The sequence below is a fragment of the Lysinibacillus sp. NPDC093210 genome (assembly GCF_044753985.1).
Taxonomy (GTDB): Bacteria; Bacillota; Bacilli; order Bacillales_A; family Planococcaceae; genus Lysinibacillus.
On record NZ_JBIVOE010000002.1, the window covers coordinates 684,580 to 709,200 of the forward strand.

The following is a 24,621-nucleotide window of genomic DNA, read 5'->3' on the forward strand; positions in this document are numbered from 1 at the left end:
CTTCATGACTAAAACTTTAGAAACTAAATCACTTACACTAAATTATGGTGATTCCAATATAATTGAAAATCTAAATTTATCTATTCCTATGAATGAAATTACTGTACTGATTGGTGCCAACGGTTGTGGAAAATCTACACTTTTACGCTCAATTGCTCGTTTATTAAAGCCTAAACAAGGCACGGTATTATTAGATGGACAAGACCTTTTTAAATTATCCACGAAACAAGTTGCTAAAAAGCTTTCTATTCTTCCTCAATCACCAGTAGCACCAGAAGGGTTAACAGTTTTACAACTTGTAAAACAAGGTCGTTACCCTCATCAAAGCTGGCGAAAACAATGGACAGAAAAAGATGAAGAAATAGTGTTAAACGCCTTAAAAGCGACGGGCGTAGATCATTTACAAGATAAACCAGTGGATGAGCTTTCAGGTGGTCAACGTCAGCGCGCTTGGATTGCTATGACGCTAGCTCAGGATACAGATATTATTTTGTTAGATGAACCTACCACTTACTTAGATTTAACACATCAAATTGAAATTTTAGATTTACTCTTTGAATTAAATAAACAAAATAGAACAATCGTTATGGTTCTACACGATATTAATTTGGCATGTCGATATGCTGATCACATTATTACGGTGCGAGATCGAGGAGTTTATCAAGAGGGAAAGCCTGAAGAAATTATGACAACTTCATTAGTAAAACATGTTTTCGATTTAGAATGTCAGATGACAAATGATCCTATATACGGTACGCCTTTATGTATACCCTTCGGTAAAGGAAGGATTATCTCTTAATTAAATTAGCGGTTATCAATCAATATGCTCTTACTTCTAGTAAAAGGTCCATTCCCAAATAAAGTTTATACGCCATCAAAAAATGAACCGTCCTACTCATAGTTAAAAAGACGGTTCATTTCTTTATTGCTATGCTTGACACTCATTATCTTTATTTCTTTTTAATAGACGGGAAAATACTACTAATAATTGCGCCTATAACAATGAAAAATATGACGATAATGAAAATTGGAAAAATAGAATCCCCATTCAACAAATGTACACTCACTTTTTGCTGTGCCACTCTTTTCTTACATCTTCTATTCTAGTATAAGGATGCACCTATTAATTGCTACCTTTCTGCCTTTCATAAACCGTTAAAAGAGCACCTGGAAATAAAACTCCATTTCCAGATGCTCTCATTTAAAGTAAAGGATGTTGCAATCGTCTTTTCACAATTGAGAAGAAAGAAGCATCGTCCTTTATTTACAAGATAATGTCACACTGCCAAGCACATCGAAATCTGCTACAACTGTATCCCCTGGCTGAAAAGAAATCGCCTCAGACATCGCACCACTTAAAATAATATCGCCTTTTTTAAAGCCTTTTCCAACCTTGGCTAATTCTTTCACTGCCCATACAATGGCAGTAGCAGGATGCCCTAATACAGCAGCGCTTGAGCCTGTTTGCTCCACAGCGCTGTTTTTACTTAGTACCATGCCGATTTGCCCCAAATCAAGCATGTGAGGAGAAACCCACTTACTACCAACAATAAATTTCGCCGAGGAACAATTATCTGCGATAACATCTGCTAATGTAAAGCGAAAATCTTTATAACGGCTATCTATTACTTCAAGGGCAGGTGCGACGTATTTCGTTGCCTTTACAACATCCGCCTCTGTAACCGCCTCCCCCGCCAAGTCCTCCCCTAAAAAAAAGGCAATCTCAGGTTCAACTTTCGGATGAATGAGCTGTGAAAATTCAATCGCTTCCCATTCTAGTGCGAGCATATCACTATGTAAATAGCCATAAATCGCTTCATTGACTCCCATCATCTGCTGCTTTGCTTTACTCGTTAAACCTAGCTTCACGCCTACTTGCTTCGTGCCATTCTCCTCTAGCTTGCGCGCTAGTAAAGCATCCTGTATACGATAAGCCTCCTGTATCGTCAACTGTGGATAGTCGTCTGTCAGCTTGATGACTTCCTTTACATCACGCTCTGCCTCATATAAATAATCAACCATTTTTTGCTGATTTATTTGTACCGTCATTTTCACACCTCAATTTCCCTTTTTTTTGCGAGCTCAGCAGCGACATCGATAATCATATCCTCCTGACCACCTACTACTTTTTGTTTACCTAATTCGATAAGTATGTCGCGTGGATCAAGACCAAATTTTTTCCCCGCACGCTCTGCATGAAGCAGGAAGCTTGAGTACACCCCTGCATACCCTAACACTAAGCTCCCCTTTCGAATTTCTTGCGAGCCTGGCAAGAGAGGGCCTACAATATTTTCTGCGACATCCATCATTTTATATAAATCAATACTTACATCTATTCCCATGCGGTCTAGCACAGCTAATAGCACTTCTGTCTGAGTATTCCCTGCACCTGCTCCTAAACAGCGCACACTCCCGTCAATACGTGTCGCTCCTTCCTCTATAGCAACGACCGTGTTCGCCACTGCCATAGATAAATTGTTATGAGCGTGGAATCCTACTTCTATTTGCAACGATTGTCGTAAAGCGCGCACACGCTCACGCACCTCATGCGGCAGCAATGCGCCAGCAGAATCTGTTATATAGACAGCTTCAGCACCGTAGCTTTCCATTTTCTTCGCTTGCTCCACTAACTTTTCCACAGGTGCAGAATGAGCCATCATTAAGAAGCCTACTGTCTCCATCCCTAGCTCGCGTGCCTTGCTCATATGTTGAGCTGACACATCCGCCTCTGTTACATGTGTAGCAACACGCACTAAGCGAGCACCTAAGTCATTTGCCTGCTTCAATTCGTGTACAGTACCAATCCCTGGTATTAACAGCACAGCAACTTTTGACTTGGTACATGCACCAACAGCTGCTTCAATGAGCTTCATCTCATTAACGAGCGATTTGCCATACTGAAAAGTGGAGCCTCCAAGGCCATCTCCGTGACTTACTTCTATATAATGCATGCCTGCATCATCTAACCCTCTCACAACATCTCGTACTTGCTGCTCTGTAAATTGATGTGCCACGACATGACTGCCATCTCGGAGGCACACTTCTGTTAAGCGAATTGGTTTATTAACTTGCGAATTCATGTATTTTGCCCCTTTCTTAATGCGTCTCTAATGTCGTTCTCTCTAGCATGGCCCGCGCAAAATCTTCCGCAACACGTGTCGCAGCAGCTGTCATAATATCTAAATTCCCTGCATATGGAGGGAAATAATCTCCAGCACCTTCTACTTCTATAAAGATTGTTACACGGTTGCCATCAAATAATGGCTCCTGTCTTAGACGATAGCCTGGCACATATGCCTTCACTTTCTCTACCATTGTATAAATAGAGTCGCGAATTTCCTCTTCTTTCATATTTCTCACTTCACAATAAATAGTGTCCCGCATAAGGATAGGTGGATCTGCCGGATTTAAAATAATGAGCGCTTTTCCAGTATTTGCTCCACCTACTTCTTCGATTCCACGGCGCGTCGTAATCGTAAACTCGTCAATATTTCCCCTCGTCCCTGGACCTGCACTTAAGCTTGAAATAGTCGCCACAATTTCCCCATATAGTACATCTGCAACTTGGTTGACCGCATAGACGATGGGAATCGTCGCCTGACCACCACACGTAATCATATTGACATTGTGTAAATCGAGTAAGTTTTCCGCAGTCCCCACTGCCGGACAAAAGAACGGGCCTCTTGCTGCTGGTGTTAAATCAATCGCTAAAATTCCTAGCTCCTTCAATACTTTCGCATGGCATACGTGAGCTTTTGCTGAAGTGGCATCAAACACTATAGCCGCCATGTTAGGATTGGCAACGATAGCTTCGATGCCATTTGCATATGTCGCATACCCTTTCTCTGCTGCACGCTTCAAACCTTCTGATTGTGAATCTATCCCAATCATCGCCACAACTTCAATCACTTCACTGCGCTCTAATTTATAAAGCAAATCAGTGCCTATGTTTCCTGTGCCTAGTATAGCTGCTTTAATTTTGTCCATATCCTTGTCTCCTTTCACATTATTCAAAGTGAACCGTTACTGTACCGATACCCCCAAATTTTGCTTCAATACTATCTCCAGCATTTACTGCAACTGCCGCAGATAAAGCGCCAGGTAAAATAAGCTCGCCTTTTTTAAGTGTAATGCCAAACTCATGTAATTTATTTGCTAGCCAAGCAATCGCGTGTGCTGGGTGTCCCAGTGCAGCAGCCCCTGCCCCTGTCGCGAGTAGCTCCCCATTTTTGTAAAGTGCCATACTTGCTGTCCGTAAATCAACTTCATTTACCATCGTCTTTTCATGACCGACGATGACCTTTGCAGACGAACCATTATCAGCAACTGTATCAATTAATGTAATGCGCCAATTCTCTACTCTGCTATCAATTACTTCAATTGTCGGCACGATATAGTCAGTAGCCATCATGACATCGAGAAAGGTTACATTTGGTCCTACTAAATCCTCTCCTAGTACGAAACCAATTTCTGCCTCGATTTTTGGGGAGAGCATGCTAGACACTTTTACAATAGCTTCATTTTCAAACACCATATCATCTAATAAATGACCGTAATCAGGCTCATCTACATGGAGCATTTTTTGCATAGCTACGCTTGTTAAACCAACCTTTTTACCAACGACGTGTCGACCTTCGTCCAGCTTCATTTTTACTATTTCAAGCTGTATTTCATAAGCATTCTTTATGCTTAAGCTTGTATCCGACTCTGTTAAAGGAACTATGCTTTGCATTGTTTTTTCAGCCGTCAGTAATTGTGTGGCATATTGCTTAATTTTCTCTGGCACCACCATTCACCCTCCTTAGTAAAACAAACAAAAGACGGTTGCTATACCAGCTTTTGTTTGTTTATTCATTGCTTATTTTTTTACGGTAATTGTTTTTGTTTCACTATAGAACTCAAAGCTATGACGACCGCCTTCACGCCCAATACCACTAGCCTTTGCTCCACCAAATGGAGTTCTTAAATCTCGCACATACCAGCAATTCACCCATAATAAGCCCGCATGAATTTGGGCTGTTACACGCTGGCCTCTTCGTAAATCATTCGTCCATACGACCCCTGCTAATCCATAAATAGAATCGTTCGCTATCTGAATAGCTTCTTCTTCTGTTTTAAATGGAATAATGACAGGGACAGGACCAAATATTTCCTCTTGAGCAATGCGCATACGATTATTGACATCGTACAAAACGGTCGGCTCATAGAAGTTTCCTTCAGGTAGTGAAGCGACAGCCTTACCGCCGTAAGCTAGTTTCGCCCCTTCCGCTAGACCAATTTTCACATACTCATCTACGAGCTTTAAATGCCCCTTAGAAACTAAAGCACCCATATCTGTTGTCATATCGAGGGGGTTTCCGACTTTAATTTGTTTCACAGCAGCCACGAATTTATCTAAAAATTGATCATAAATACTTTCCTGCACTAAAATTCGGGAGCCTGCTAAGCAGATTTCTCCTTGATTGCGATAAATGGCTTCTATTGATCCTGCTACTGCTTCTTCTAAATCAGCATCTTCAAACACAATATTAGCTGATTTCCCACCAAGCTCTAACGAAACTGGGGTTAAATTTTGAGCAGCATTACGCATAACCGTTTTTCCTGTATTTGATTCACCCACGAAGGAGATTCTCCTCACAGCAGGGTTTGTCGCCATTTCTGTTCCTACAATACCACCTGGACCTGTCAAAATATTTAGCGCCCCTGGAGGTAATCCCGCCTCATTCGCTATTTCTCCAAGCATGATGGCGCTTAGCGGTGTATAAGAAGCAGGCTTGATGACAACGGTATTACCTACAGCAAGAGCAGCCGATGCCTTCCACGTCATTTGCATAAACGGCAAGTTCCAAGGAATAATTAAGCTAGTCACACCAACTGGAGCATATTGCACATATGAAAAATGCTTGCTTTGATCATAATGCTCGTGCGTCATATATTTCGCCATCTCAGCGAAGAAACGGAAGTTAGCAGCCGCTCGCGGAATATCAAATTCGAGACTCTCCCGTATTGGCTTACCTACGTCCAACGTTTCGACATAGGCAAGTTTTTCAACATTCTTCATTATTAAATCAGCCATTTTGCATAAAATCCGCGATCGTTCCTCAACAGGCATCTTGCTCCATATACCGCTAGCAAATGTTTTATGTGCAACTTCTATTGCGCGCTTTGCATCCCCTTGTCCGCCATTTGCTACTGATGCTAATATTTCATTTGTAGCGGGATTAATCGTCTCGAAAGTTTCACCTGATAAGGCGTCTACATAATGGCCACCAATGAATAGTTTGGCATCTTTTAAATATTTATCGTCGATTACTTTTTCATTAATCAATGCCACTCCTCCTATTCTTCGATTTCAATAATCATCTCTATTTCAATTGCTGTATTATTAGGTAATTGAGCCATGCCAACAGCAGAGCGCCCGTGCTTACCCTTCTCGCCGAAAACCTTCCCAATTAAATCCGAGGCTCCGTTCATTACTTTAGGCTGCTCAATGAAATCCTCCGTGCAATTTACCATCCCTAATACTTTCACAAATTGCTTCACTTTACTTAATTCGCCTATTTCATGTTTCACTACACTGAGTAGATTTAGCATCGATTGCTGTGCTGCTAAATAGCCTTCTTCTGTCGTCAAATCTCTCCCTAGCTTACCGTGGTACTGATCCACACCCTGTCCTGCGGTAAATAAGAGATTGCCCGTCCTCACACACCCTACATAGTCACCCCAAGCAGGACGTAAAGGTGGTAATTCAAGTCCTAACTGCGCAAGTCTTTCCTCTGGTGTCATGATCCGATCTCTTCCTTTATCTCGATATTTAAAAAGGCTAAGGCATTTCTCCCTAAAATATCCCTTCTTTGTTCTTCTGAAAGTTGCAGTGTCTCATCCACTATCTTCCCCGGTGGGATTTCCCTTAATAAGAAGGGATAGTCTGAGCCCATCACTATTTTATCTGCTCCAAATCGATCAATTAAATATTGAAGATTTAGCGGATCATAATTTAAAGAATCGAAATAGAAATTTTTCGCATAATAGCTCGGCGGTTTACTCGTTAAGCGTAGATGCGGCCATACTTCCCACCCTTGATCTAAGCGAGGTAAAATATAAGGAAATGAGCCGCCACCGTGTGCAAAACACACTTTAAGTTTTGGGAATTTTTCGATAACTCCGCCGTTAATAAGACTAGCAGCAGCAAGCGCAGTTTCACTTGGCATTCCTACCGTGTACATAAAATTATGGCGCGGCATTCGGTCCTTCCCAAGCGTTTCCCACGGGTGAATAAATAAAGGCACTTGCCATTTCTCCGCCATTTCGAAAAATGCTGTAAAAGCTGGGTCGTCTAAATTTTTGCCGTTTACATTCGTTCCGATTTCGATGCCTTTAAGACCTAGCTCATGTATGCAACGATCCATTTCACGAATCGCTACCTCTACATCTTGAAGTGGCACTGTGCCAAGACCGATGAATCGCTTCGGATATTGCTTCACCGTATTCGCAATAAAGTCGTTTTGAATACGAGCCATTTCCTCTGCCGCATGTGCCTCCGCCCAATAGGAAAACGTCACAGGAATCGGGGACAATACTTGTATATCCACCCCTTCAGCATCCATATCCTGTATGCGTTTTTCTGGGCTCCATACTTGGTCTGTCACTTCTCTAAACACTTGACCTGCTACCATAATATTCGCACCACATGTACATGTTTTTTCTAATGTTGGCCAGCGCTCTCCGCCAAACTTCTCCACAAAGTTAGGAATATCTTCTGGAATAATATGAGTATGAAAATCTACTCGCATTGCCATAAACTCACTTCTTCAGACATTACATGACCGCAATTTTTACATGTACGCAGCTCTAAGCTACCATTGAATTCTTCGATTGCACCTTTCACTTGTGTTTCGATATCTGTTAATTGCACTGTTTTTTTGTGCATTTGTTGATCGCAGTTTTCACAGAACCATACGAAGTCCTCTAGCTCTCCCTCTGCCCGCTTCCTTTCTACGACAAGTCCATATGTGTCAGCAATTCGGTGAGGAGAGTGCGGCACATTGGCTGGTAGCATGAACACTTCTCCTTCTTTAATTGTAATCACTTCACGCTTTCCTTCATTAATTACCTCAACGAAGCAATCGCCTTTAATTTGATAAAAGAACTCATCAGATGGATCGACATGGAAATCTCGACGGCGATTAGGTCCGCCCAAAATCATACAAATAAACTCCGAATCCTCCCATAGCACTTTATTATTAACAGGTGGTTTTAAAGAATGCTTATTTTCTTCGATCCATTTTAATAGATTAAAAGCTTGTAATGTTGCCATACGAAATCCACTCCTCTAAATTTTTATATTTATGTTTTTTTATGGATTTTAACACCGTGCTGAAATTGCTTACCGACTTCATACCATGATTGCCTACAGCTAAATAATCCCGCTTCCTGAGCTCTCTGTAGTATCTTCTACAATAACCGAAGATTTCGTGTTCGCCTTCTTCCAGAAGAAGTAACAAACTGTAATAAAGATTAACCAAGGGAATCCGAGTGTCAATGTAGCTTTAAAGTCTGGTGAGAACCATGTTGATAGGACAACAGACGCTAACAGGACTGCTCCGAAAATTGTTAAGTACGGATAACCAATCATTCTTACCGGTAATTTGCGCCCGTTCGTTTCATTCCATTTTTTACGGAAGAACAGATGTGTAATAAAAATCATAAACCAAGCAAACATCGCACCAAAGCTAGAAAGCGAAATCATCGTTGCGAAAGCCGCATCTGGTCTAACAACTGTAAAAATTGTCGCGATGGCGATTCCGATAACAGAAGCAAATAATGCAACTGAAGGTACGCTTTTACTATTTAATTTACCTAATACTTTCGGCGCGTAGCCACCTCTTGATAAAGAAAACATCATACGTGTAGAAATATATAATTGACTATTCATCGCAGAAAGCGCTGCTACAAGTACGACGAAATTCATAATAGCTGCTGCTCCTGGTATATTCACAATTTCCATTACTTTTACGAATGGACTTTTATCGATTCCTGCCATACCCCAAGGCACAATCATCAGCATTAAAGATAGCGTTAATAAGTAAAACAGTACAAGTCGAACAACCGCTGAACGAAGCGCGATCGGCACTGCTTTTTCCGGATCCTTTGCTTCACCAGCACTAACAGCAATCATTTCAATACTTAAATAACTGAACAACGATACAAATATAGCAATCCACATGCCCCATACCCCATTAGGGAAGAAACCACCGTCATTTGTATAATTTTGAGTACCAATAGCTGCGCCACTATCCGCGCCAACAATGACATAGACTGCTAGAATAATAAATCCAATAATCGCAGCTATTTTAATGATTGAAAACCAATATTCAACAGCACCAAATAATTTGACCGTTGTGGCGTTCACATACATAAGCACTGCTGCAAACAAGACTATCCAAACGATGGCAGGCACGGTCGGAAACCAGTACTTCATATAAACGGCTACAGCTGTAACCTCCGTCCCGATTGCACATACTAAACTAAACCAATACGAATAGCGTACCGTAAAGCCAGCCCACGGATTAATATACTTCTCTGCATAGGCTCCAAACGACCCTGTCACTGGATGAGCTACAGTCATTTCTGCTAAGCAGCCCATGAGTAATAATGCAATTAATGCACCGATTGTATAGCTAATAATGACACTCGGTCCTGCCAAGCCAATCGCCAAGCCACTCCCTAAAAATAACCCGGTCCCGATTGCTCCACCAATGGCAATCATCGTCAGCTGGCGTGTTGTTAAGCTCTGACTTAATCCCTTTTCTCTTTCAACGATATCTTGCAAACGATTGTCTTGTGACATACATTTCCCCCCTTTGATATTGTCGTTTAAGATACTACATTTCTTTCCTTCCCGTACTTTTCATATTGCTTTTCTGTCACGATTGCCTTTAATATTTCGACGGTTTCCCACACCTCCTCAAATGACGTATAAAAGGCGATTGGTGCGAGACGAATAATATTAGGCGGTCTAAAGTCTGGAATGACACCCTTATCAATTAAAGCTTTGCAAATTCGAACCGCCTCATCATGCTCTAAGCAAACATGCCCCCCTCGTCTATCATCTTCATTTGGATTGCCAATTGAAAAGCCAAGCTCAGTTAGCTCTTGCTCGATTAAGTCCATCATATAACGTGTAAGCTTTAATGATTTTTGACGAATATTTTCGATACCAGCCTCCGCAAACATTTCTAATGAGCCGATAATAGGGGCTAAGCTCAGCACGTGCGGTGTACCCATTTGAAATGCCCCTGCAGATTCTTCCACATCTAATGTATGTGCCATATCAAACTGTTTATCTTTTTTGGAGCTGTACCAGCCAGCTAAGCCAGGATGAATGCCGAAATGTTTTTTATTCACATACAAACCAGCGACTGAACCAGGACCACCGTTGAGATACTTATAGTTACACCATATAGCAAAATCAACATTCCACTCACTGAAGTAATGCGGAATTGCTCCTATGGAATGACAAGCATCAAAGCCAATGCAAATGCCTCTCGCTTGTGCTTCGGCAGTTAAGCGTTTTATATCTAGTAGCTGACCACTTCTGTAAAGGACAGTTGGCAGCAATATAAGCGCTATCTCATCTGTCATCGCTGCGATAATATCCTCTTCTAAAATTAGCTTGCCATCACGACTTTTCACACGTATTAAATGCTCATCTGGATCATAGCCTTTTAACTTAATTTGACTCTGTAGCGCATAAATATCTGATGGGAATGTTAATTCATCCGCTAAAATCTTTGTTCGTCGCCCTTCTGGTTTATAAAATGTTGCTACAGCTTGATGAATATTGGAAGTCGTAGAACCAGCAATAATGACTTCGTTTTTCTCAGCTCCGATTAGCGGTGCACACATTTCACCGAGCTTCTCTGAAATGAAAAACCATGGATACTTACCAGTTGTCCACCCTTTAATCCCGTATGCTTTCCACGATTCCATTAATTCACTGACATTTTCCTCGGCTCTTTTGGACATTAAGCCTAAGGAATTGCCATCCATGTAAATAACACCTGATTGTAAATAAAATTCATCGCGGTATGATCGAAATGCATCATTCGCATCATATTGTTTTGCATGTTCTTTGTTGTAAACGCTTTCTCTAGTCTCCAAAATTATTTCCCCCGTTTTTTAAATTTTCTGAATATGTTCATAGTCTAAAATAAAGTTGACATAGTGTCAATATTATTTTTGCCAAATTTTTTCAACGTCCTTTGTAAAAATATTTCTATTGGGCTATGATTAAATGAAATAAATCATTGAATTATCAAGCAATAGCACGCTTATTATAATTAAAACAAGTCATATATAGGAGGTCATTTAATGAGTGAAGAAACGAAGCAAATCGACGGAAGAAATATGCGCTCTATCGCAACGAAACAAAAATTATTGGATGCCGCGCGCGACTTATTCTACGAATTTGGCTTTAAAAAAACTACTATTACTCAAATTATTAAGAGAGCAGAAACTGGTTATGGGACGGCTTATGTACACTTCAAAGGAAAAGACGAGATTTTAATCGCACTCATGGAAACGGTCATGCAGGAATTTCTTGATATGGCACACACACCTTTCCTCCCTACTAGCAAAGAAGAAGCAAAAGAGCTTGTCCTGAAACAAGTCACTGCTTTTTTAACGATGGCAAAATCCAATAAAGATATTATGAAAGTATTCGCAGAAGCGATTAGCCTTTCCCCTGCCGTGAATGAAAAGTGGGATGACATCCGAAAAACGAACATTCATTTTATTATCCGCGATATTACATATGCGCAGAGTCAAGGCTTAGTACGGTCAGATTTAAAAATCGATATTGTCGCACGCTCATGGTTTTTAATTAATGAAAACCACCAATGGGACCTCGTGCGTGATGATACGTCCGCGTCTATTGAGGATATCGCTTGGACGATTACAACGATGTATATCGATGGGTTATACAAATAAAAAAACCAGATCAAGAACTGACCTAGTCATTTGAGACACATATAAAATACCCCATTAGGCTGCTTGCTTCCCAAATTCTAGGGGAGTTAAGTAGCCTAATTTTTCTTGTATTCGTTCCTCATAATATTTTCTCATATATTCCATTACACGTAATCTCGTCACTTCATTAGTCAACGAATGATACTTCACACGCTCAAATGCTTCTGTTTGAATATTCGAAAAAGGACTCAATCACCACATTATCCCAACAATTCCCTCTGTGTGACATACTTGCCTGGCATCCCATTTCCGAGATCTAATTTTAGCGTATAGGTTGGATAGGAGACTAAAATTGTATGGAGTCTAAATATTCAGAAAATAAAAGTTGACACCATGTCATATATGATTGTAGTATTTATTTAGTTCCGGAACAACTGAATTTCACAATTTTTCAGCTTCAAATTATTTGTCACCTATCCAATCTACATGTCTTTAGTAAAATGCTCTTACGCTTTAAAAAATTCATAGATTTCTAGGGGGATTGCGTTGATGAAAAAATTTAAGTCATATCCTTTTCTGAGTAATTTAGCTTTTACCTTTCTTATGATGGGCATTATTTTCTTCTTGTCTTTAGGCACTGTCTTAGCGAACGATGATGCTAAAAAAGAAGAAAAGCGGGAAGCACCGCGCACAGGTCTGAACAAATTTGCACCTGATGCACCGCTGCCAACGAAAAAGGAAGGCACAACAAAGCTTTTACCAGGTGAACCAGAAGAGCCCGCGCCTGACAGCTGGGGCTATGATGCGAAGACCGGGATTTTCACTCACCCAGCCGCAACACCGGATAATGAAGGTCCACAACCATTTGAAGGGAGTTTGCCTTATCTAGATCAAAATCAATATACGAAAAATATGAATGTAGAAGCATTCTATCCATACGTTATTGGTTGGGGGCATAGCTGGCAAGCTACATTCGATCTAGACGGTCGTCGCTATTTATACGATCTTGAAACAGATATGTACAATGTATTCGATATTACAGATCCTAAAAATGCCAAGCGTATCGCCAATAAATTAATTGACACAGATAAGGGAGACAAACGCTTCGGTCCAATGACAGTAAAATACAATAAAAAGTTGGACAAAACAATTGCCGTTCAATGTTACGAAGTACCGCGTTATGGTGTTCTATCGAATAAGTATGAATCCCCTGAGCAAGTAAAGGCTATTAAAGAAAAAGAAATGCTGCGTGGATTCCGAATTTTTGAAGTCACAAGCCCATTATTTTCAGAATGGGATCTGCTATCGGAAACACCTTTAGATGCGAAAGCAAATGCAAGTGACCTTGTACAAGAAGGCTCTGGTTGTCAAGACGTACCTGTCTATGATGGTGGAGATTATTTATTTGTTGCAGGTGCACCTGATGATTCCTTCAGCAATACAGAATATAAAAGCTATTTATATTCAGGCGCACAAATGGCCTTTGATATTTCAGACCCATCTAATCCGAAACGTCTTTCAACTTGGTGGGTGCCAGGTCAACGTGTAGGCGAAGAAGAAGACTATAACAAAAATCCCCACGCTGGCAACAAAACAACATGGATGGGCGCTCGCATGCCGCTATTCATTCCGACTCCTGTAGAAAAGGGTGGCAAGTATGGCTATGCAGCAATGGGTGGCTTTGGGTTTTATATTGTCGACATATCTGATCCAGCAAATATGAAAACGGTTTCACATATTGAGATGCCAATGAGTGTTAGCGGTACTGAAGGGGATAATATTGACGTTTCCAAAGTCGAAAGCACAGGCATTGTTTACTATAGCGGCTATCCACTGAGCGAAGATTGCCATGAGCCTTATAAGGATATTTACGCAATCGACGTCAACGATCCGCTTAAGCCTAAAATCATTAGTACGTTAAAACGCCCGACACCACCAGAATCAGCACCATTCACAGACTTTTGCCAACGTCGCGGCAGCTTTGGACCGAAGCGTAGTGGCTATGCAACCATTAATCCAGGTGTTCCGAGCGACCAATATATCCCTTATGCCTTCTACAATGCAGGTGTCCAAATTTTTGACGTAACCAACCCAACAGAATCAACAATCGAAGCATACTTTGTGCCGAAGATGTCTGGAGAAATTCCAAATGAAGATGGCACAACTACGAAAAGCGATCACTCTAATCCCGTACACGGCATTTTCGTCGAATGGGACCGAAATTTAATTTGGGCATTTTCAAATCATGGCATGTATGCCCTATCTACACCTTTACTCGGTGACCCAGTCCTCGGTTTACCGAAGCCCGTAGAGGAGAAAAAACAAACGCAATAAAGTAAAAAGTAAATAAAAAAAACCGAACGACTATTGAAAAGTCGTTCGGTTTTTTTAGTCTTTGGCGTGCGAAAGTGAAAAGATGTGTAGAGGAAACAAAACAAAGGCATCCAGAGTGTTGGACACATAATACACGTAATTGGTCAGCGCAAGAACAAGTAGCCCCAATGAAAGAGCGTATGGGGGAATAAAAAAACCCCTCATTTACCTGTTGATCATCAATGGAAGAACGCTTTTCCTTCTATTGGTGTGTTGTATTTGGCGCTTACCCATAGATTACATAAACGTTTATTACTTTATTTGTCGATGCTTCAAATCTAAAAATATAAAACTTCAAATATTTTATTGCTTTGCTGGAACAAACCCATTTTCCACTGCCTCTTCCTCAGTACAGAACATTTCTTCAGCTATTGTATTATCATAATCACGTTGTCCTGGCATGTGGTATATTTTATTACCTTTTGAATTAATATTCCCTTTAATTTTACAGCTCTCATTACTGCTAGATTTATTTGAATCATCTTCATCTGCTTTAGATTGTTTTTCTTTTTTCACAGCCTCATCATACGCTTCTTTATCATAACCGCGATTTGTTACATAGTCTTCAACTGACCAAATACCAATGGCAGATTGTTGCGCAGTTTTTTGAATAGACTTAAACCAATCTACATGCTTTGTATTCGGTTCGTAAATATATGCCACCCGTGCTAATCCATTTTTCAATAGTTGCTCTTGAACACTAATACCATCTTTCGTATAAACATATGCTAGTAATCTTTTATATTTATCCCGATATGAAACATCGAATTCTAAATAAACCGTATCTTGTCCAGCTAGTAGTTGCTTTGCAAATTCTTTCGCTTCTGGCCCAAAAGGTTGTACCCCTAACGTTTCGTGATTCGTTTCAGGAGTATCTACGAGAAGAAAACGTACTTTTTCAGAGCTACCATTATATTTTATTCTTATAGTGTCGCCGTCAATTACATCCTGTAGCTCATATTCTTCAAATTTACTCACATCGTGCTTTTCAGTAGTTTCCTTTGTTGAAGCTACAATTCCTTGTATATCTTCAGTTTTAACACTATCGGTGCTAGATTCTTCCGTACATCCACTAATAAGCAATGTTGAAAAAAACAACGCGAATAATAATTTTTTCAATTCAATATCCTACTTCCTTAAAATTAAACTATATTTTTAAATTCCATACTCCTATTTGTCAAAAATCAAAAATCCTCAGTTAATTTAAACTGAAGATTTTAAAATTTATCTGAATATTAAATACAAAACAACAGCAAAAATAATTGTTCCGCTAGTGATTAACGTCTTAATATCTTTGTCACTCATTTTCAGTACCTCTCTTCTTACATCATTATTACAAAACATTATTTAATTATATTATCAATAAAGTCGACTAATATCACAATGAATTTGATTTGTCTTCTGAAGAATTTTTCAAGTATCCTCCGAGTGTGATTGTACCAATTATAAAATCAGCCTTCTCAAATAAAATACCAAGCTATGTTATTCAAGTTATGTAGATGGTGGAAAATTAAAATCACCAAACACTACAACGTTGATTACTGCCGTTGATTACTGCCGTTGATTTCCGTTACGGGCGTCGCTTTCCGCGGGCACATCGTAAGCCGCAATCCTCGCTAGCGTGCGGTTTGTTGCGTCTTACGTTTTGTGCTGTTCCCGCAGGAGTCGTCGCCCTTCACTTCAATCAACTTAATAGTCAATGAAAACAGAATACTTTCAATAAAAAATTTGTGGTCATGGGATAAAAAGGGTTAGTCGAAATAATTATAAATGACTTCTGCCGTTGATTTCCGTTACGGGCGGACGCTTTCCGCGGGCACATCGTAAGCCGCAACCCTCGCTAGCGCGCGGTTTGTTGCGTCTTACGTTTTGTGCTGTTCCCGCAGGAGTCGTCGCCCTTCACTTCAATCAACTGAACGTTGGTAGAGAAATTCTACTTTATGACGATCAACATGAAAAAACAACAAAGGCATCAAGATTGAAACTTCTTGATGCCTTTAGTCGACATTAAATGCTCCCCCAAAACTTTTGAGGGACTCTTTATTTAAACAACATTTTAAATTTCATTATGTGGTTTTGGTTTTGGACCAAGCTCTTCTGGCTCAATATCTGCAAATGTTTCGCCTTCTTCTTCTAAGTCACGCATACGGTGAGCAATACGTGAGGCTGCGGAAGCTGCAATACTGCCAACTAAATCATCTAAAAATGTATTAACATGATGCCCTGGCTCTGTGTCTAGTTTTTTTATGATACCGATTTTTTGTTTATCTAAATGTCCAAATGTTGTTACAGCTATACTTCCATATGTAAACACAGACCCTAGCGCAATTGTTTCATCTACTCCGAATAATCCTTCATCGGATTCGATAATTTGTTGAAGAGGTGATGATAATAGCCCTTTTTCAGCTAATTCATCTAGCTCTATCCCAACTAATACTGCATGCTGGACTTCACGTTTACGCAATACACGTTCAACCGAATGAATACAATGCTCTAATGTTAACCCTACATTGTAGGATTTTTGCATTTCATAAACAATTTCAGCAATGTCCTCTAACTCTACACCACGACGAATTAGTGCAGCTTGAGCTGCTTTCGCCACTTCTTCTGAATGTACGCGAATACTTTTATCATGCATAACTAACCCTCATTTCAGTTTTTTTGCTAGTATAACGCTAGCCCAACCTATTATACCTTTACTTACGTAATATGGTACAATTTTGTCACAAACACATGAAGGAGTGTCATCATTGGATAAGGGAACTGTACAAGATTTAAAATTCTATAGTGAAGCATTGCAGGAGGAATTAGAGTTATATATTTATGTCCCTGCTAATTATTCTCCACTATACAAATACAATATTTTAATCGCATCAGACGGTAAGGACTATTTCCAACTAGGAGGTATTACAAAACTAGCCGATGAACTTATCGATGACTATGAAATCGAAAATTTAATCATTGCATTTGTTCCATATAAAGATATTAAAGATCGCCGTCATAAATATATTCCGAGTGGTGAACAACACGAAGCCTATTTGCGCTTTTTAGCACATGAACTTGTTCCTTATTTGGATGCTGAATATGCAACGTACCAGATGGGTATGAGTCGCGCTGTCATTGGTGATTCTATGGCTGCAACCGCTTCCTTAATGGCTGCTTTAAAGTATCCAAGCATTTTTGGAAAAGTTATTTTGCAATCACCTTATGTTGACGAAGATGTACTGAAAGCTGTTGAATACTTCAAAGATCCGGGGGCAATTTCTATTTATCATATCGTTGGAAAAAACGAAGATAAAGTTGTAACAATGGATAAAACTGTAAAAGATTTCTTAACACCAAATCGTCAGTTGCATAATCTTATGTTAAGCAAAGGCTTTTCTACATTTTATGAAGAGTTCGATGGAAATCATACATGGAAATATTGGAAACCTGATTTAAGACGTGCATTAATTGAAAATTTCAATTAATGTTGGGCGATTCAAATTACGTATTTTTAATTTTCTGTTATACTTAGATAGAAAAATTGTTTATTTACGGGAGGTAATGGACTATGAAGTACGGAATTGTGGCTTTTCCATCAAAAAAATTGCAAGATTTAGCGAACACGTATCGCAAACGTTACGATCCGCATTATGCAAAGATTACACCGCATATGACATTAAAGGACAGCTTTGATGCAACGGAAGAGGATATTCAATCCATCGTGAAGCAATTAGATGACATTGCTGCCAATCATGCACCTTTAAGCATTCACGCATCACGCATTAGTTCGTTTTTCCCAACAACAAATGCGATTTATTTCCGCATCGAACCAACTGAACAATTACAAGCATTCCATCGTGTGATTGAAGAAAAAATTCCTTTTGGGGATTCTAAACATGTTTTTGTCCCACACATTACAATTGCACAAAAAATGACTGATTCAGAGCATGATGATATTTTTGGCCAACTCCGCATGACAGGGGTTGATGAAAAAGATAGTATTGATCGTATTCATCTTTTATATCAATTGGAAGATGGGTCATGGACAACATATGAAACATTCCGATTGACTGGAGCTGAATAATTTTTGTATAACGTTAAGATTGTTGAAACAGAGAAAGAACATGGCGATGCATTTGCTGTTCGAAAAAAGGTTTTTGTAGAGGAACAAGGTGTTCCACTTCATTTAGAATGTGATGCGCAAGATGACACTGCAACACATTTCATTATGTATGAGGGCGATGAACCTGTTGGTGCTGCTCGTCTCCGTAGCATTGAAGAGCATACTGCAAAAATTGAACGCGTATGTATTTTGCAAAGTCAGCGTGGCAAAAAACTAGGTGCCTTAATAATGAAGGAAATGGAAAACTACGCGACTTCCATTGACCAGAAGAAATTAAAACTCCATGCGCAAAGCTACGCTGTTCCTTTTTACGAAAAGCTTGGCTATACGGTAACATCTCCTGAATTTATGGATGCCGGTATACCACATCGAGCAATGGAAAAAATGATTTAATTAATAGGTGTTACGATATGCCAAAGCATAATCGTAACACCTTTTTTTATTTCTTAGAAAATAGTTATCTATTTTAAGTAGCCATTTAAGCTCTTTTATATATTAAATAATGCTAGCTTTCAGCATTACTTCATCATTTTAGCAAGCTTGTCGAAGTCTAGTGAAGCACCATCTTGAATAATAGACTTTACTATTTTATCTTCAAGCTCTTGTGTGATTTGTCTATTGGACACTTTGCCAACACGACGTACAATTTTTCTTACTTGTTTTTCATTGGTAAAATCTGCATGTTGAATTGCATTTGCTAATGCAAAGATTTCATCCATTGAAACGCCTGTCTTTTGCTCAATCGAATTAAAAAACGAGCGATGCATGTTCCCCCTCCTATCAATTCCACCTCAACATCATTGTCGTTAATGCTTTGTGCGCATAGGTTTTGCACAAAACATCTATGACAACGGTTGGGGGCTTTAACCTAATTTAGTAAGTTATTAATATACTCACAGAATTAAAGTTAAAGCCTAAATAATATAAAACGTTTTATAAATCACTAATAGCTAGAAAATTAGTTAACGAAAGTAGCACCAACAATAATTAGAAGAATGAATAGGACAACTATTAAGACAAACGTTGAGCCATAGCCACTATTGTTATTACCTCCACAATAATTATTGTTCCAGCTATTCATCCCTGCATAAGGTTGTGCACACCAGCCCTGATATCCCATAAAAGCACCCCTCCCTTCTACAACCTATAATATGTAAAGTTGCAGATTAGAGAGGGGTATTCGTCTAGTCAATATTCCCTTTTGGTTTAAAAATTAAAGCTCCTATAAAGCCAAAAACAATAGCAGCGCTGATTCCTGAGCTTGTTACTTCAAACATTCCAGTTAACACGCCCACTAATCCATGTTTTTCTGCTTCCGCCATTGCACCATGTGTTAAGGAGTTACCAAATGATGTAATAGGTACTGTTGCACCTGCACCCGCCAAATGAATTAGCGGCTCGTATAAACCCATTCCATCTAAAATGGCACCAACGACAACTAATGTACTTAATGTATGTGCTGGTGTCAATTTACCAACATCCATTAATAATTGACCGATAACACAGATAATGCCTCCTATAATAAATGCAAAAATAAATGTCGTAACCATGCTGTTGCCTCATTTCATTGTAATTTCTATCGCATGTGCCGTACATGGAATCGTTTCTTTTTGTTGGAATGAAAGTGGAGATAGTAGCGCACCTGTCGCTACAAGAAGCACACGCTTATATGTGCCTGCTCGGAGTTCTTGAATAACATAACTAAAAAAAACAGCCGCTGAGCAGCCTGCTCCACTTGCCCCAGATTGAAATGCTTCATCTTGACCGTAAAATTCTGCTCCAGCATCGCGTAAAAGTGTTAGTTCTTCATTTTTTATGCCACTCTCAACAAGCATCCCTTTAAGAAGTTTTAAGCCAAGCTGTCCTAAATCACCCGTTAAAATTAAATCATAATGATAAATTTCTTGTTTACGCTCCTCAAGATGTGACTTAATTGTTTGAAAGGCAGCAGGAGCCATTGCAGCGCCCATATGAAATGGATCATCCATCCCATAATCAATAACCTTTCCAACTGTCGCCGCTTCAATACATGGAGCGTCTTCTCGATGTTTACCAATAAGTGCATACCCAGCAGCCGTTACTGTCCACTGCGCCGTTTGAGGTTTTTGTGCCCCATAATTGATAGGATAGCGAAATTGGCGTTCTATCGCATTATGCTGACTTGAAGCACCGGCAATTGATAAATTCGCTGCTCCAAGCTCTGTTAAAAGGCTAGCCACAATAACAGCTGAAACAGAGGTAGCACATGCTGAAAATAATCCGATAAATGGGATGGCTAATTCCCTTGCAGCAAAATTAGTAGGTGTCATTTGATTAACTAAATCGCCACCTAATAAAAAATCGACTTCTCCAGTTGTAATTTCACCTTTTTTCATCACAATTTCACATGCTTCTTCAATCATTTTTCGATGGCCTTGTTCATTTGTTTCCATTTGCCAGCGCTCATCGTCGTAGATTGTATCAAAATATTGTTTAAACGTACTACGATCTTCTAACGGTCCTGCCACCACGCCACCAGCTAATAACGATGGTTTTGATGGAAATATGATTACCATGAAACCACCCCTATCGTCACAAGAATATATTTAATAAGTGCTACAAAAAATGCAGATACTACGCCAAATAACACAACAGATCCAGCTAATTTGAATAAGTTGCCGCCAACACCAAGTACGAGACCTTCAGATTTATGTTCAATTGCAGCTGATATAACGGCGTTACCAAACCCTGTAACTGGCACTGCCGAACCAGCTCCAGCGAATTGACCAATTTTTTTGTATAAACCTAAGCCAGTCAAGATCATTGCGAAAAACACCATTGTTGCTACTGTTGGATTCCCTGCAGTTGCTTCCGTGAAATTAAAGAAAACCATATAAAAAAGAGAAACTGCTTGTCCGATTGTACAAATTAGACCTCCTACTATGAATGCTTTTACAGCATTTTTTAAGTAGGGTGGAGTTGGTGTTATATTTTGCTCAAGTTTTTGATATTGCTCTTTTTCCATTATGTTTCCTCCTTTGCAAGCTTCTCTAGCTCAGTCATTTTTTCGCTTAGTTTATTATCTTCAAGTTGATCCTTTTTTATTTTATTTGCTTCATAAAATATTTTATAATCAGCTGAAACGAAAATTTCTTTGTCAGGGTATTTTTCATCAAACTTCTTCTGTAGTTTTTTCTCTAATTTAGTCTTGTTCCATTTTTTTATTGGTTTAATTTGCACCGCTACAAGCATTTTATCGTCATTTTGAATAACAGTTGATTTTTCAACAAATTTTTCTTCTTTTAATAAAGACTCAAGCTCTTCTTCGTTTTGCGGAGAACCATAAACAATAAATTTTTCTTTTTCCGTGCATCCAATAAGCAATGTCATACAGACTAATAGAGGCAACATCATTCTTAATAACCTCAAGTATTTACCCTCCTTTTCCTCTCAGTTTCTCCACACAGAAAAAAACTATTCATTTGAATAAGTAAACGAAAGCCCGATTCCTTATTTTAAAAGTACATATTGTAGAAGTAGTTAGAAAGAAAGGAGGTGACGATATGGGTTGTGGTAAACCAACAAATCCTATTGGACCTATCCATTCAGCAGGCTGCGTTTGTGACGTAGTTCGTGCAATTTTAGATATTCAAAATCAAGCGGTGCGAGATGAGTGTTCCCCATGTACAGCAAATTGTTTCTTAGAACCACTAGGCGGGATTGTAAGTCCTGCACGTTCAGCAGCAGATACACGCGTATTCATGTTAATTACAAAAGACGGTACTCCATTTAAAGCATTCTTTAGCTCACCATCAGCAGATCCATGTAAATGTACATCAGTATTTTTCCGTGTCGAAGATATGTTTGATGAATGCTGTGCTACTTTACGTGTTTTAGAACCTTTATGTACTTATGATTCTACTGAAAGCACAGTTGACTTATTAAGTCGTGATGGCTGCTGCGTCAATATGAAGAAAATTTGTAAAGTAGACGATTGGAACTCAACTGATAGCTGTATTACTGTGGATCTATCTTGTTTCTGCGCTGTACAATGTATCGCTGATGTTGACTTAGGGATTTGTGATTAAGTCTTTCTCCTTTGACACACTACACATAAAAAAAAAGTGTACAGCATCCTCTGCTGTACACTTTTTTTATAATGTTGGCAATTGTTTCCCTCGCCATAATATTTGTTCAATATCTTCAAAGTAAATAATTTCTTGCGTATTAAATTCCCTCGACGTCAACATAAGTGAATCAACTTGCATATCAGAGGCAGTTCCACTCAACTTTCTGCCATCTTTTAAACTAATTAATAATGGCTGATAGGCCTTTTGACGAAACGGTTTTTCCAAAAACTGCAATTGTTTGATTATATATTCATCAATTTGTTCTTGTACTTGTATTTCTACTTTATCTTCATTTTGTTTTGGCAACGTTTCTTCTTCACTCGACTCGTTTTCATATTGATCCCTTACATACACAGACGTACTTTCATCCAAATCAAGTTCATGTAGCATTTTGGAAATGTTTAAGAAATAAGTTGGTGATTTTATATATAAGCGTGGCTCTCGCTCCACAATTATCACTTCCCTTTTTTCCCTACAATATGCAAAAATGAAGAAATTGGTTCTTAGCCTATTTGACTTAAAAACATTGTCGCTAGTCCTAAATAAATTAAAATACTTGTAATATCATTTAACGTTGTAATAAACGGACCTGATGCAACAGCTGGATCAATTTTCATACGATGCATCAATAATGGGATAAATGATCCTGCAAGTGTTGCTACTAAAATTGAACCACAAATAGCTGCACCTACAAGCATGCCTAATATTAATTCGTTTTTCCATATATATACAATGCCGATTACAATGATACCACAAACAATACCAGTCAAAATTCCAGTACCAGCCTCTCGAAGTAACAGTTTCATTTTGCTATGTTCTTCAACGTCACCTGTAGCAATACCTCGAATGGCAACAGCCAATGCTTGTGTCCCACTATTCCCCGATGTACCCGAGATCAGTGGAATAAAGACAGCCAGTAGCGCAACCTTATCTAATGTATCTTCAAACTGCCCCATTAAATTCGCTGTTAGCATGCCTAAAAACAATAATACGACAAGCCATGGCAATCGTTTTTTCGCTGCTTGCCAAGGATTTGTATCAAATTTATCCATATCTGAAATACCCGCTAACTTAGAGTAATCCTCAGATGCTTCCTCATCAATAACATCGATAATATCATCGACTGTAATAATCCCCAAAAGCTCACCTTTATCATCAATAACCGGTGTCGCCAAGAAATTATAATCTTTCATAATTTGTGCTACTTCCTCTTGGTCATCTCCAACATGTACCATCACAACTCGTTCATTCATAATTGAGCGAATAAGTGTATCTTCGTCTGCAATAATTAAATCACGTAGAGAAATAACACCTGTAAGTCGATGTGCCTCATCCACTACGAAAATATAATAAATCGTTTCGGCATTCGGTGCCTCTTTACGTAATATCGCCATGGCCGAACGAACTGTAGAATTTTCAGGAATAGCCACGTATTCAGTTGTCATAATAGAACCAGCTGTATATTCATCGTAGCTCAAAAGCTCATTAATCTCTCCAGCCGTTTCTTCGTCCATCATGCCTAAGTAGCTTTCTCGTTGCTGCATATCCAGCTCATTTAAAACATCTGCGGCATCATCTGCATACATATGGGACAGCATTTCCGCACCATATGCGGGAGCCATCTCTGCTAAATATGCTTTATATTCATCATCATCTAATTCGATTGCCTCAAAAATATCAGCCATTTCCGTCGGAGACAAGTACGAATAGATGATCTTTCGTATATCAGGCTCCACCTTTTCATAAAACGTTGCCTGATCATATGGATGAAGTTCTAAAAACTCATCACGGAATGCGGTAATATCATTGGTCTCGAGCATACCTCGTAAATGTGCCTCGTCGAATTGCACATCATCCTTTTCATTTCTTTCCTCTATCATGCTTGTCCCCTCCTTCCGAGCGTTGAATTCATTTTACATACGTTGATGTAAATCTACCTTTTATATAATAGTGTGCATGTACTGTTTGTGCAAACTCTTTTTTTAGATAACATCAACTTTCTCCTATACTATACCCTACAATTGATTATTTTTCTGTTAACATGCTATTAAGATAATTATT

General features: G+C 39.2%; 28 protein-coding genes. 7 read left to right on the plus strand and 21 right to left on the minus strand.

The genetic code is table 11. From position 1 onward, the window contains the following. Positions 1-4 precede the first annotated feature (4 nt). The gene (locus ACIP9C_RS08805; RefSeq protein WP_401009748.1) at positions 5-799 is read left to right on the plus strand and encodes an ABC transporter ATP-binding protein; all 795 of its coding nucleotides are present in this window, start codon (positions 5-7) and stop codon (positions 797-799) included. Between the two features lie 461 nt (positions 800-1,260). On the opposite strand, the gene ACIP9C_RS08810 is transcribed toward ACIP9C_RS08805, so the two are convergent. The 10 genes from ACIP9C_RS08810 to kynU form a co-directional block, all read right to left on the minus strand. After that, on the minus strand, positions 1,261-2,049 hold the full coding sequence (locus ACIP9C_RS08810; protein WP_401009750.1) for a 2-keto-4-pentenoate hydratase: 789 nt from the start codon (positions 2,047-2,049) through the stop codon (positions 1,261-1,263). A gap of 2 nt (positions 2,050-2,051) precedes the next feature. Further along, positions 2,052-3,080, minus strand: a complete 1,029-nt coding sequence (gene dmpG, locus ACIP9C_RS08815) for a 4-hydroxy-2-oxovalerate aldolase (RefSeq protein WP_401009752.1) — start codon at positions 3,078-3,080, stop codon at positions 2,052-2,054. Between the two features lie 16 nt (positions 3,081-3,096). After that, on the minus strand, positions 3,097-3,987 hold the full coding sequence (locus ACIP9C_RS08820) for an acetaldehyde dehydrogenase (acetylating) (protein ID WP_401009754.1): 891 nt from the start codon (positions 3,985-3,987) through the stop codon (positions 3,097-3,099). A gap of 19 nt (positions 3,988-4,006) precedes the next feature. Next, the gene (locus ACIP9C_RS08825; RefSeq protein WP_401009883.1) at positions 4,007-4,732 is read right to left on the minus strand and encodes a 2-keto-4-pentenoate hydratase; all 726 of its coding nucleotides are present in this window, start codon (positions 4,730-4,732) and stop codon (positions 4,007-4,009) included. 126 nt (positions 4,733-4,858) lie between these two features. Further along, on the minus strand, positions 4,859-6,328 hold the full coding sequence (locus tag ACIP9C_RS08830; RefSeq protein WP_401009756.1) for an aldehyde dehydrogenase: 1,470 nt from the start codon (positions 6,326-6,328) through the stop codon (positions 4,859-4,861). 11 nt (positions 6,329-6,339) lie between these two features. Next, on the minus strand, positions 6,340-6,786 hold the full coding sequence (locus ACIP9C_RS08835; protein ID WP_139859705.1) for a RidA family protein: 447 nt from the start codon (positions 6,784-6,786) through the stop codon (positions 6,340-6,342). Beyond that, on the minus strand, positions 6,783-7,793 hold the full coding sequence (locus tag ACIP9C_RS08840; protein WP_401009885.1) for an amidohydrolase family protein: 1,011 nt from the start codon (positions 7,791-7,793) through the stop codon (positions 6,783-6,785). Before ACIP9C_RS08840 ends, ACIP9C_RS08835 begins: the two co-directional genes overlap by 4 nt. Next, positions 7,784-8,317 (minus strand): 3-hydroxyanthranilate 3,4-dioxygenase, encoded by a 534-nt coding sequence (locus ACIP9C_RS08845; protein ID WP_139859707.1) that lies wholly within the window; start codon positions 8,315-8,317, stop codon positions 7,784-7,786. Before ACIP9C_RS08845 ends, ACIP9C_RS08840 begins: the two co-directional genes overlap by 10 nt. Before the next feature lie 99 nt (positions 8,318-8,416). Beyond that, the gene (locus ACIP9C_RS08850) at positions 8,417-9,850 is read right to left on the minus strand and encodes an amino acid permease (protein WP_401009759.1); all 1,434 of its coding nucleotides are present in this window, start codon (positions 9,848-9,850) and stop codon (positions 8,417-8,419) included. 26 nt (positions 9,851-9,876) lie between these two features. After that, positions 9,877-11,163, minus strand: a complete 1,287-nt coding sequence (gene kynU, locus ACIP9C_RS08855) for a kynureninase (RefSeq protein ID WP_401009761.1) — start codon at positions 11,161-11,163, stop codon at positions 9,877-9,879. Between the two features lie 210 nt (positions 11,164-11,373). Between kynU and ACIP9C_RS08860 the strand changes: the two genes are divergently transcribed. After that, positions 11,374-11,991 carry a TetR/AcrR family transcriptional regulator gene (locus tag ACIP9C_RS08860; RefSeq protein ID WP_401009763.1) on the plus strand — a complete coding sequence of 206 codons (618 nt, stop codon included), beginning with the start codon at positions 11,374-11,376 and terminating at the stop codon, positions 11,989-11,991. Between the two features lie 54 nt (positions 11,992-12,045). On the opposite strand, the gene ACIP9C_RS08865 is transcribed toward ACIP9C_RS08860, so the two are convergent. Then, entirely contained in the window at positions 12,046-12,222 is a 177-nt protein-coding gene (locus ACIP9C_RS08865) for an IS3 family transposase (protein WP_401009765.1), read from the minus strand. A 297-nt stretch (positions 12,223-12,519) separates the two neighbouring features. On the opposite strand from ACIP9C_RS08865, the gene ACIP9C_RS08870 reads away from it, so the two are divergent. Then, complete coding sequence (locus tag ACIP9C_RS08870; RefSeq protein ID WP_401009767.1) at positions 12,520-14,304, plus strand: LVIVD repeat-containing protein; 1,785 nt, start codon at positions 12,520-12,522, stop codon at positions 14,302-14,304. A gap of 342 nt (positions 14,305-14,646) precedes the next feature. On the opposite strand, the gene ACIP9C_RS08875 is transcribed toward ACIP9C_RS08870, so the two are convergent. After that, positions 14,647-15,462, minus strand: a complete 816-nt coding sequence (locus tag ACIP9C_RS08875) for a thermonuclease family protein (RefSeq protein WP_401009769.1) — start codon at positions 15,460-15,462, stop codon at positions 14,647-14,649. Positions 15,463-16,399: 937 nt separating this feature from the next. After that, positions 16,400-16,981, minus strand: a complete 582-nt coding sequence (locus ACIP9C_RS08880) for a phosphatidylglycerophosphatase A family protein (protein WP_340826254.1) — start codon at positions 16,979-16,981, stop codon at positions 16,400-16,402. Between the two features lie 112 nt (positions 16,982-17,093). On the opposite strand from ACIP9C_RS08880, the gene ACIP9C_RS08885 reads away from it, so the two are divergent. From ACIP9C_RS08885 to ACIP9C_RS08895, 3 genes are all read left to right on the plus strand, one after another. Further along, positions 17,094-17,813 carry an alpha/beta hydrolase gene (locus tag ACIP9C_RS08885; RefSeq protein WP_401009771.1) on the plus strand — a complete coding sequence of 240 codons (720 nt, stop codon included), beginning with the start codon at positions 17,094-17,096 and terminating at the stop codon, positions 17,811-17,813. A gap of 83 nt (positions 17,814-17,896) precedes the next feature. Further along, on the plus strand, positions 17,897-18,412 hold the full coding sequence (locus tag ACIP9C_RS08890) for a YjcG family protein (protein WP_401009774.1): 516 nt from the start codon (positions 17,897-17,899) through the stop codon (positions 18,410-18,412). Between the two features lie 3 nt (positions 18,413-18,415). Further along, on the plus strand, positions 18,416-18,844 hold the full coding sequence (locus tag ACIP9C_RS08895) for a GNAT family N-acetyltransferase (protein ID WP_401009776.1): 429 nt from the start codon (positions 18,416-18,418) through the stop codon (positions 18,842-18,844). A gap of 125 nt (positions 18,845-18,969) precedes the next feature. On the opposite strand, the gene ACIP9C_RS08900 is transcribed toward ACIP9C_RS08895, so the two are convergent. From ACIP9C_RS08900 to ACIP9C_RS08925, 6 genes are all read right to left on the minus strand, one after another. Continuing rightward, positions 18,970-19,218, minus strand: a complete 249-nt coding sequence (locus tag ACIP9C_RS08900; RefSeq protein WP_340826260.1) for a stage VI sporulation protein F — start codon at positions 19,216-19,218, stop codon at positions 18,970-18,972. 191 nt (positions 19,219-19,409) lie between these two features. Next, the gene (locus ACIP9C_RS08905; RefSeq protein WP_401009779.1) at positions 19,410-19,571 is read right to left on the minus strand and encodes a YjcZ family sporulation protein; all 162 of its coding nucleotides are present in this window, start codon (positions 19,569-19,571) and stop codon (positions 19,410-19,412) included. Between the two features lie 64 nt (positions 19,572-19,635). Further along, positions 19,636-20,001, minus strand: coding sequence for a stage V sporulation protein AE (gene spoVAE / locus ACIP9C_RS08910; protein WP_401009781.1), 366 nt, complete (start codon positions 19,999-20,001; stop codon positions 19,636-19,638). A gap of 9 nt (positions 20,002-20,010) precedes the next feature. Further along, positions 20,011-21,006 carry a stage V sporulation protein AD gene (locus ACIP9C_RS08915; RefSeq protein ID WP_401009783.1) on the minus strand — a complete coding sequence of 332 codons (996 nt, stop codon included), beginning with the start codon at positions 21,004-21,006 and terminating at the stop codon, positions 20,011-20,013. Further along, a complete protein-coding gene (gene spoVAC / locus ACIP9C_RS08920) occupies positions 21,000-21,455 on the minus strand; it encodes a stage V sporulation protein AC (RefSeq protein ID WP_401009785.1) in 456 nt (151 codons plus the stop codon). Before spoVAC ends, ACIP9C_RS08915 begins: the two co-directional genes overlap by 7 nt. Continuing rightward, positions 21,455-21,859: a hypothetical protein gene (locus ACIP9C_RS08925; protein ID WP_401009787.1), complete on the minus strand. Its 405-nt coding sequence runs from the start codon at positions 21,857-21,859 to the stop codon at positions 21,455-21,457. The genes spoVAC and ACIP9C_RS08925 overlap by 1 nt, the downstream gene beginning before the upstream one ends. Positions 21,860-21,993: 134 nt before the next feature. On the opposite strand from ACIP9C_RS08925, the gene ACIP9C_RS08930 reads away from it, so the two are divergent. Continuing rightward, on the plus strand, positions 21,994-22,518 hold the full coding sequence (locus tag ACIP9C_RS08930) for a CotY/CotZ family spore coat protein (RefSeq protein ID WP_340826268.1): 525 nt from the start codon (positions 21,994-21,996) through the stop codon (positions 22,516-22,518). Positions 22,519-22,584: 66 nt separating this feature from the next. On the opposite strand, the gene ACIP9C_RS08935 is transcribed toward ACIP9C_RS08930, so the two are convergent. Both ACIP9C_RS08935 and mgtE read right to left on the minus strand, forming a co-directional pair. Continuing rightward, complete coding sequence (locus tag ACIP9C_RS08935) at positions 22,585-23,010, minus strand: hypothetical protein (protein ID WP_401009790.1); 426 nt, start codon at positions 23,008-23,010, stop codon at positions 22,585-22,587. Positions 23,011-23,063: 53 nt separating this feature from the next. Then, on the minus strand, positions 23,064-24,440 hold the full coding sequence (gene mgtE, locus ACIP9C_RS08940; RefSeq protein WP_401009792.1) for a magnesium transporter: 1,377 nt from the start codon (positions 24,438-24,440) through the stop codon (positions 23,064-23,066). Positions 24,441-24,621: the final 181 nt, after the last annotated feature.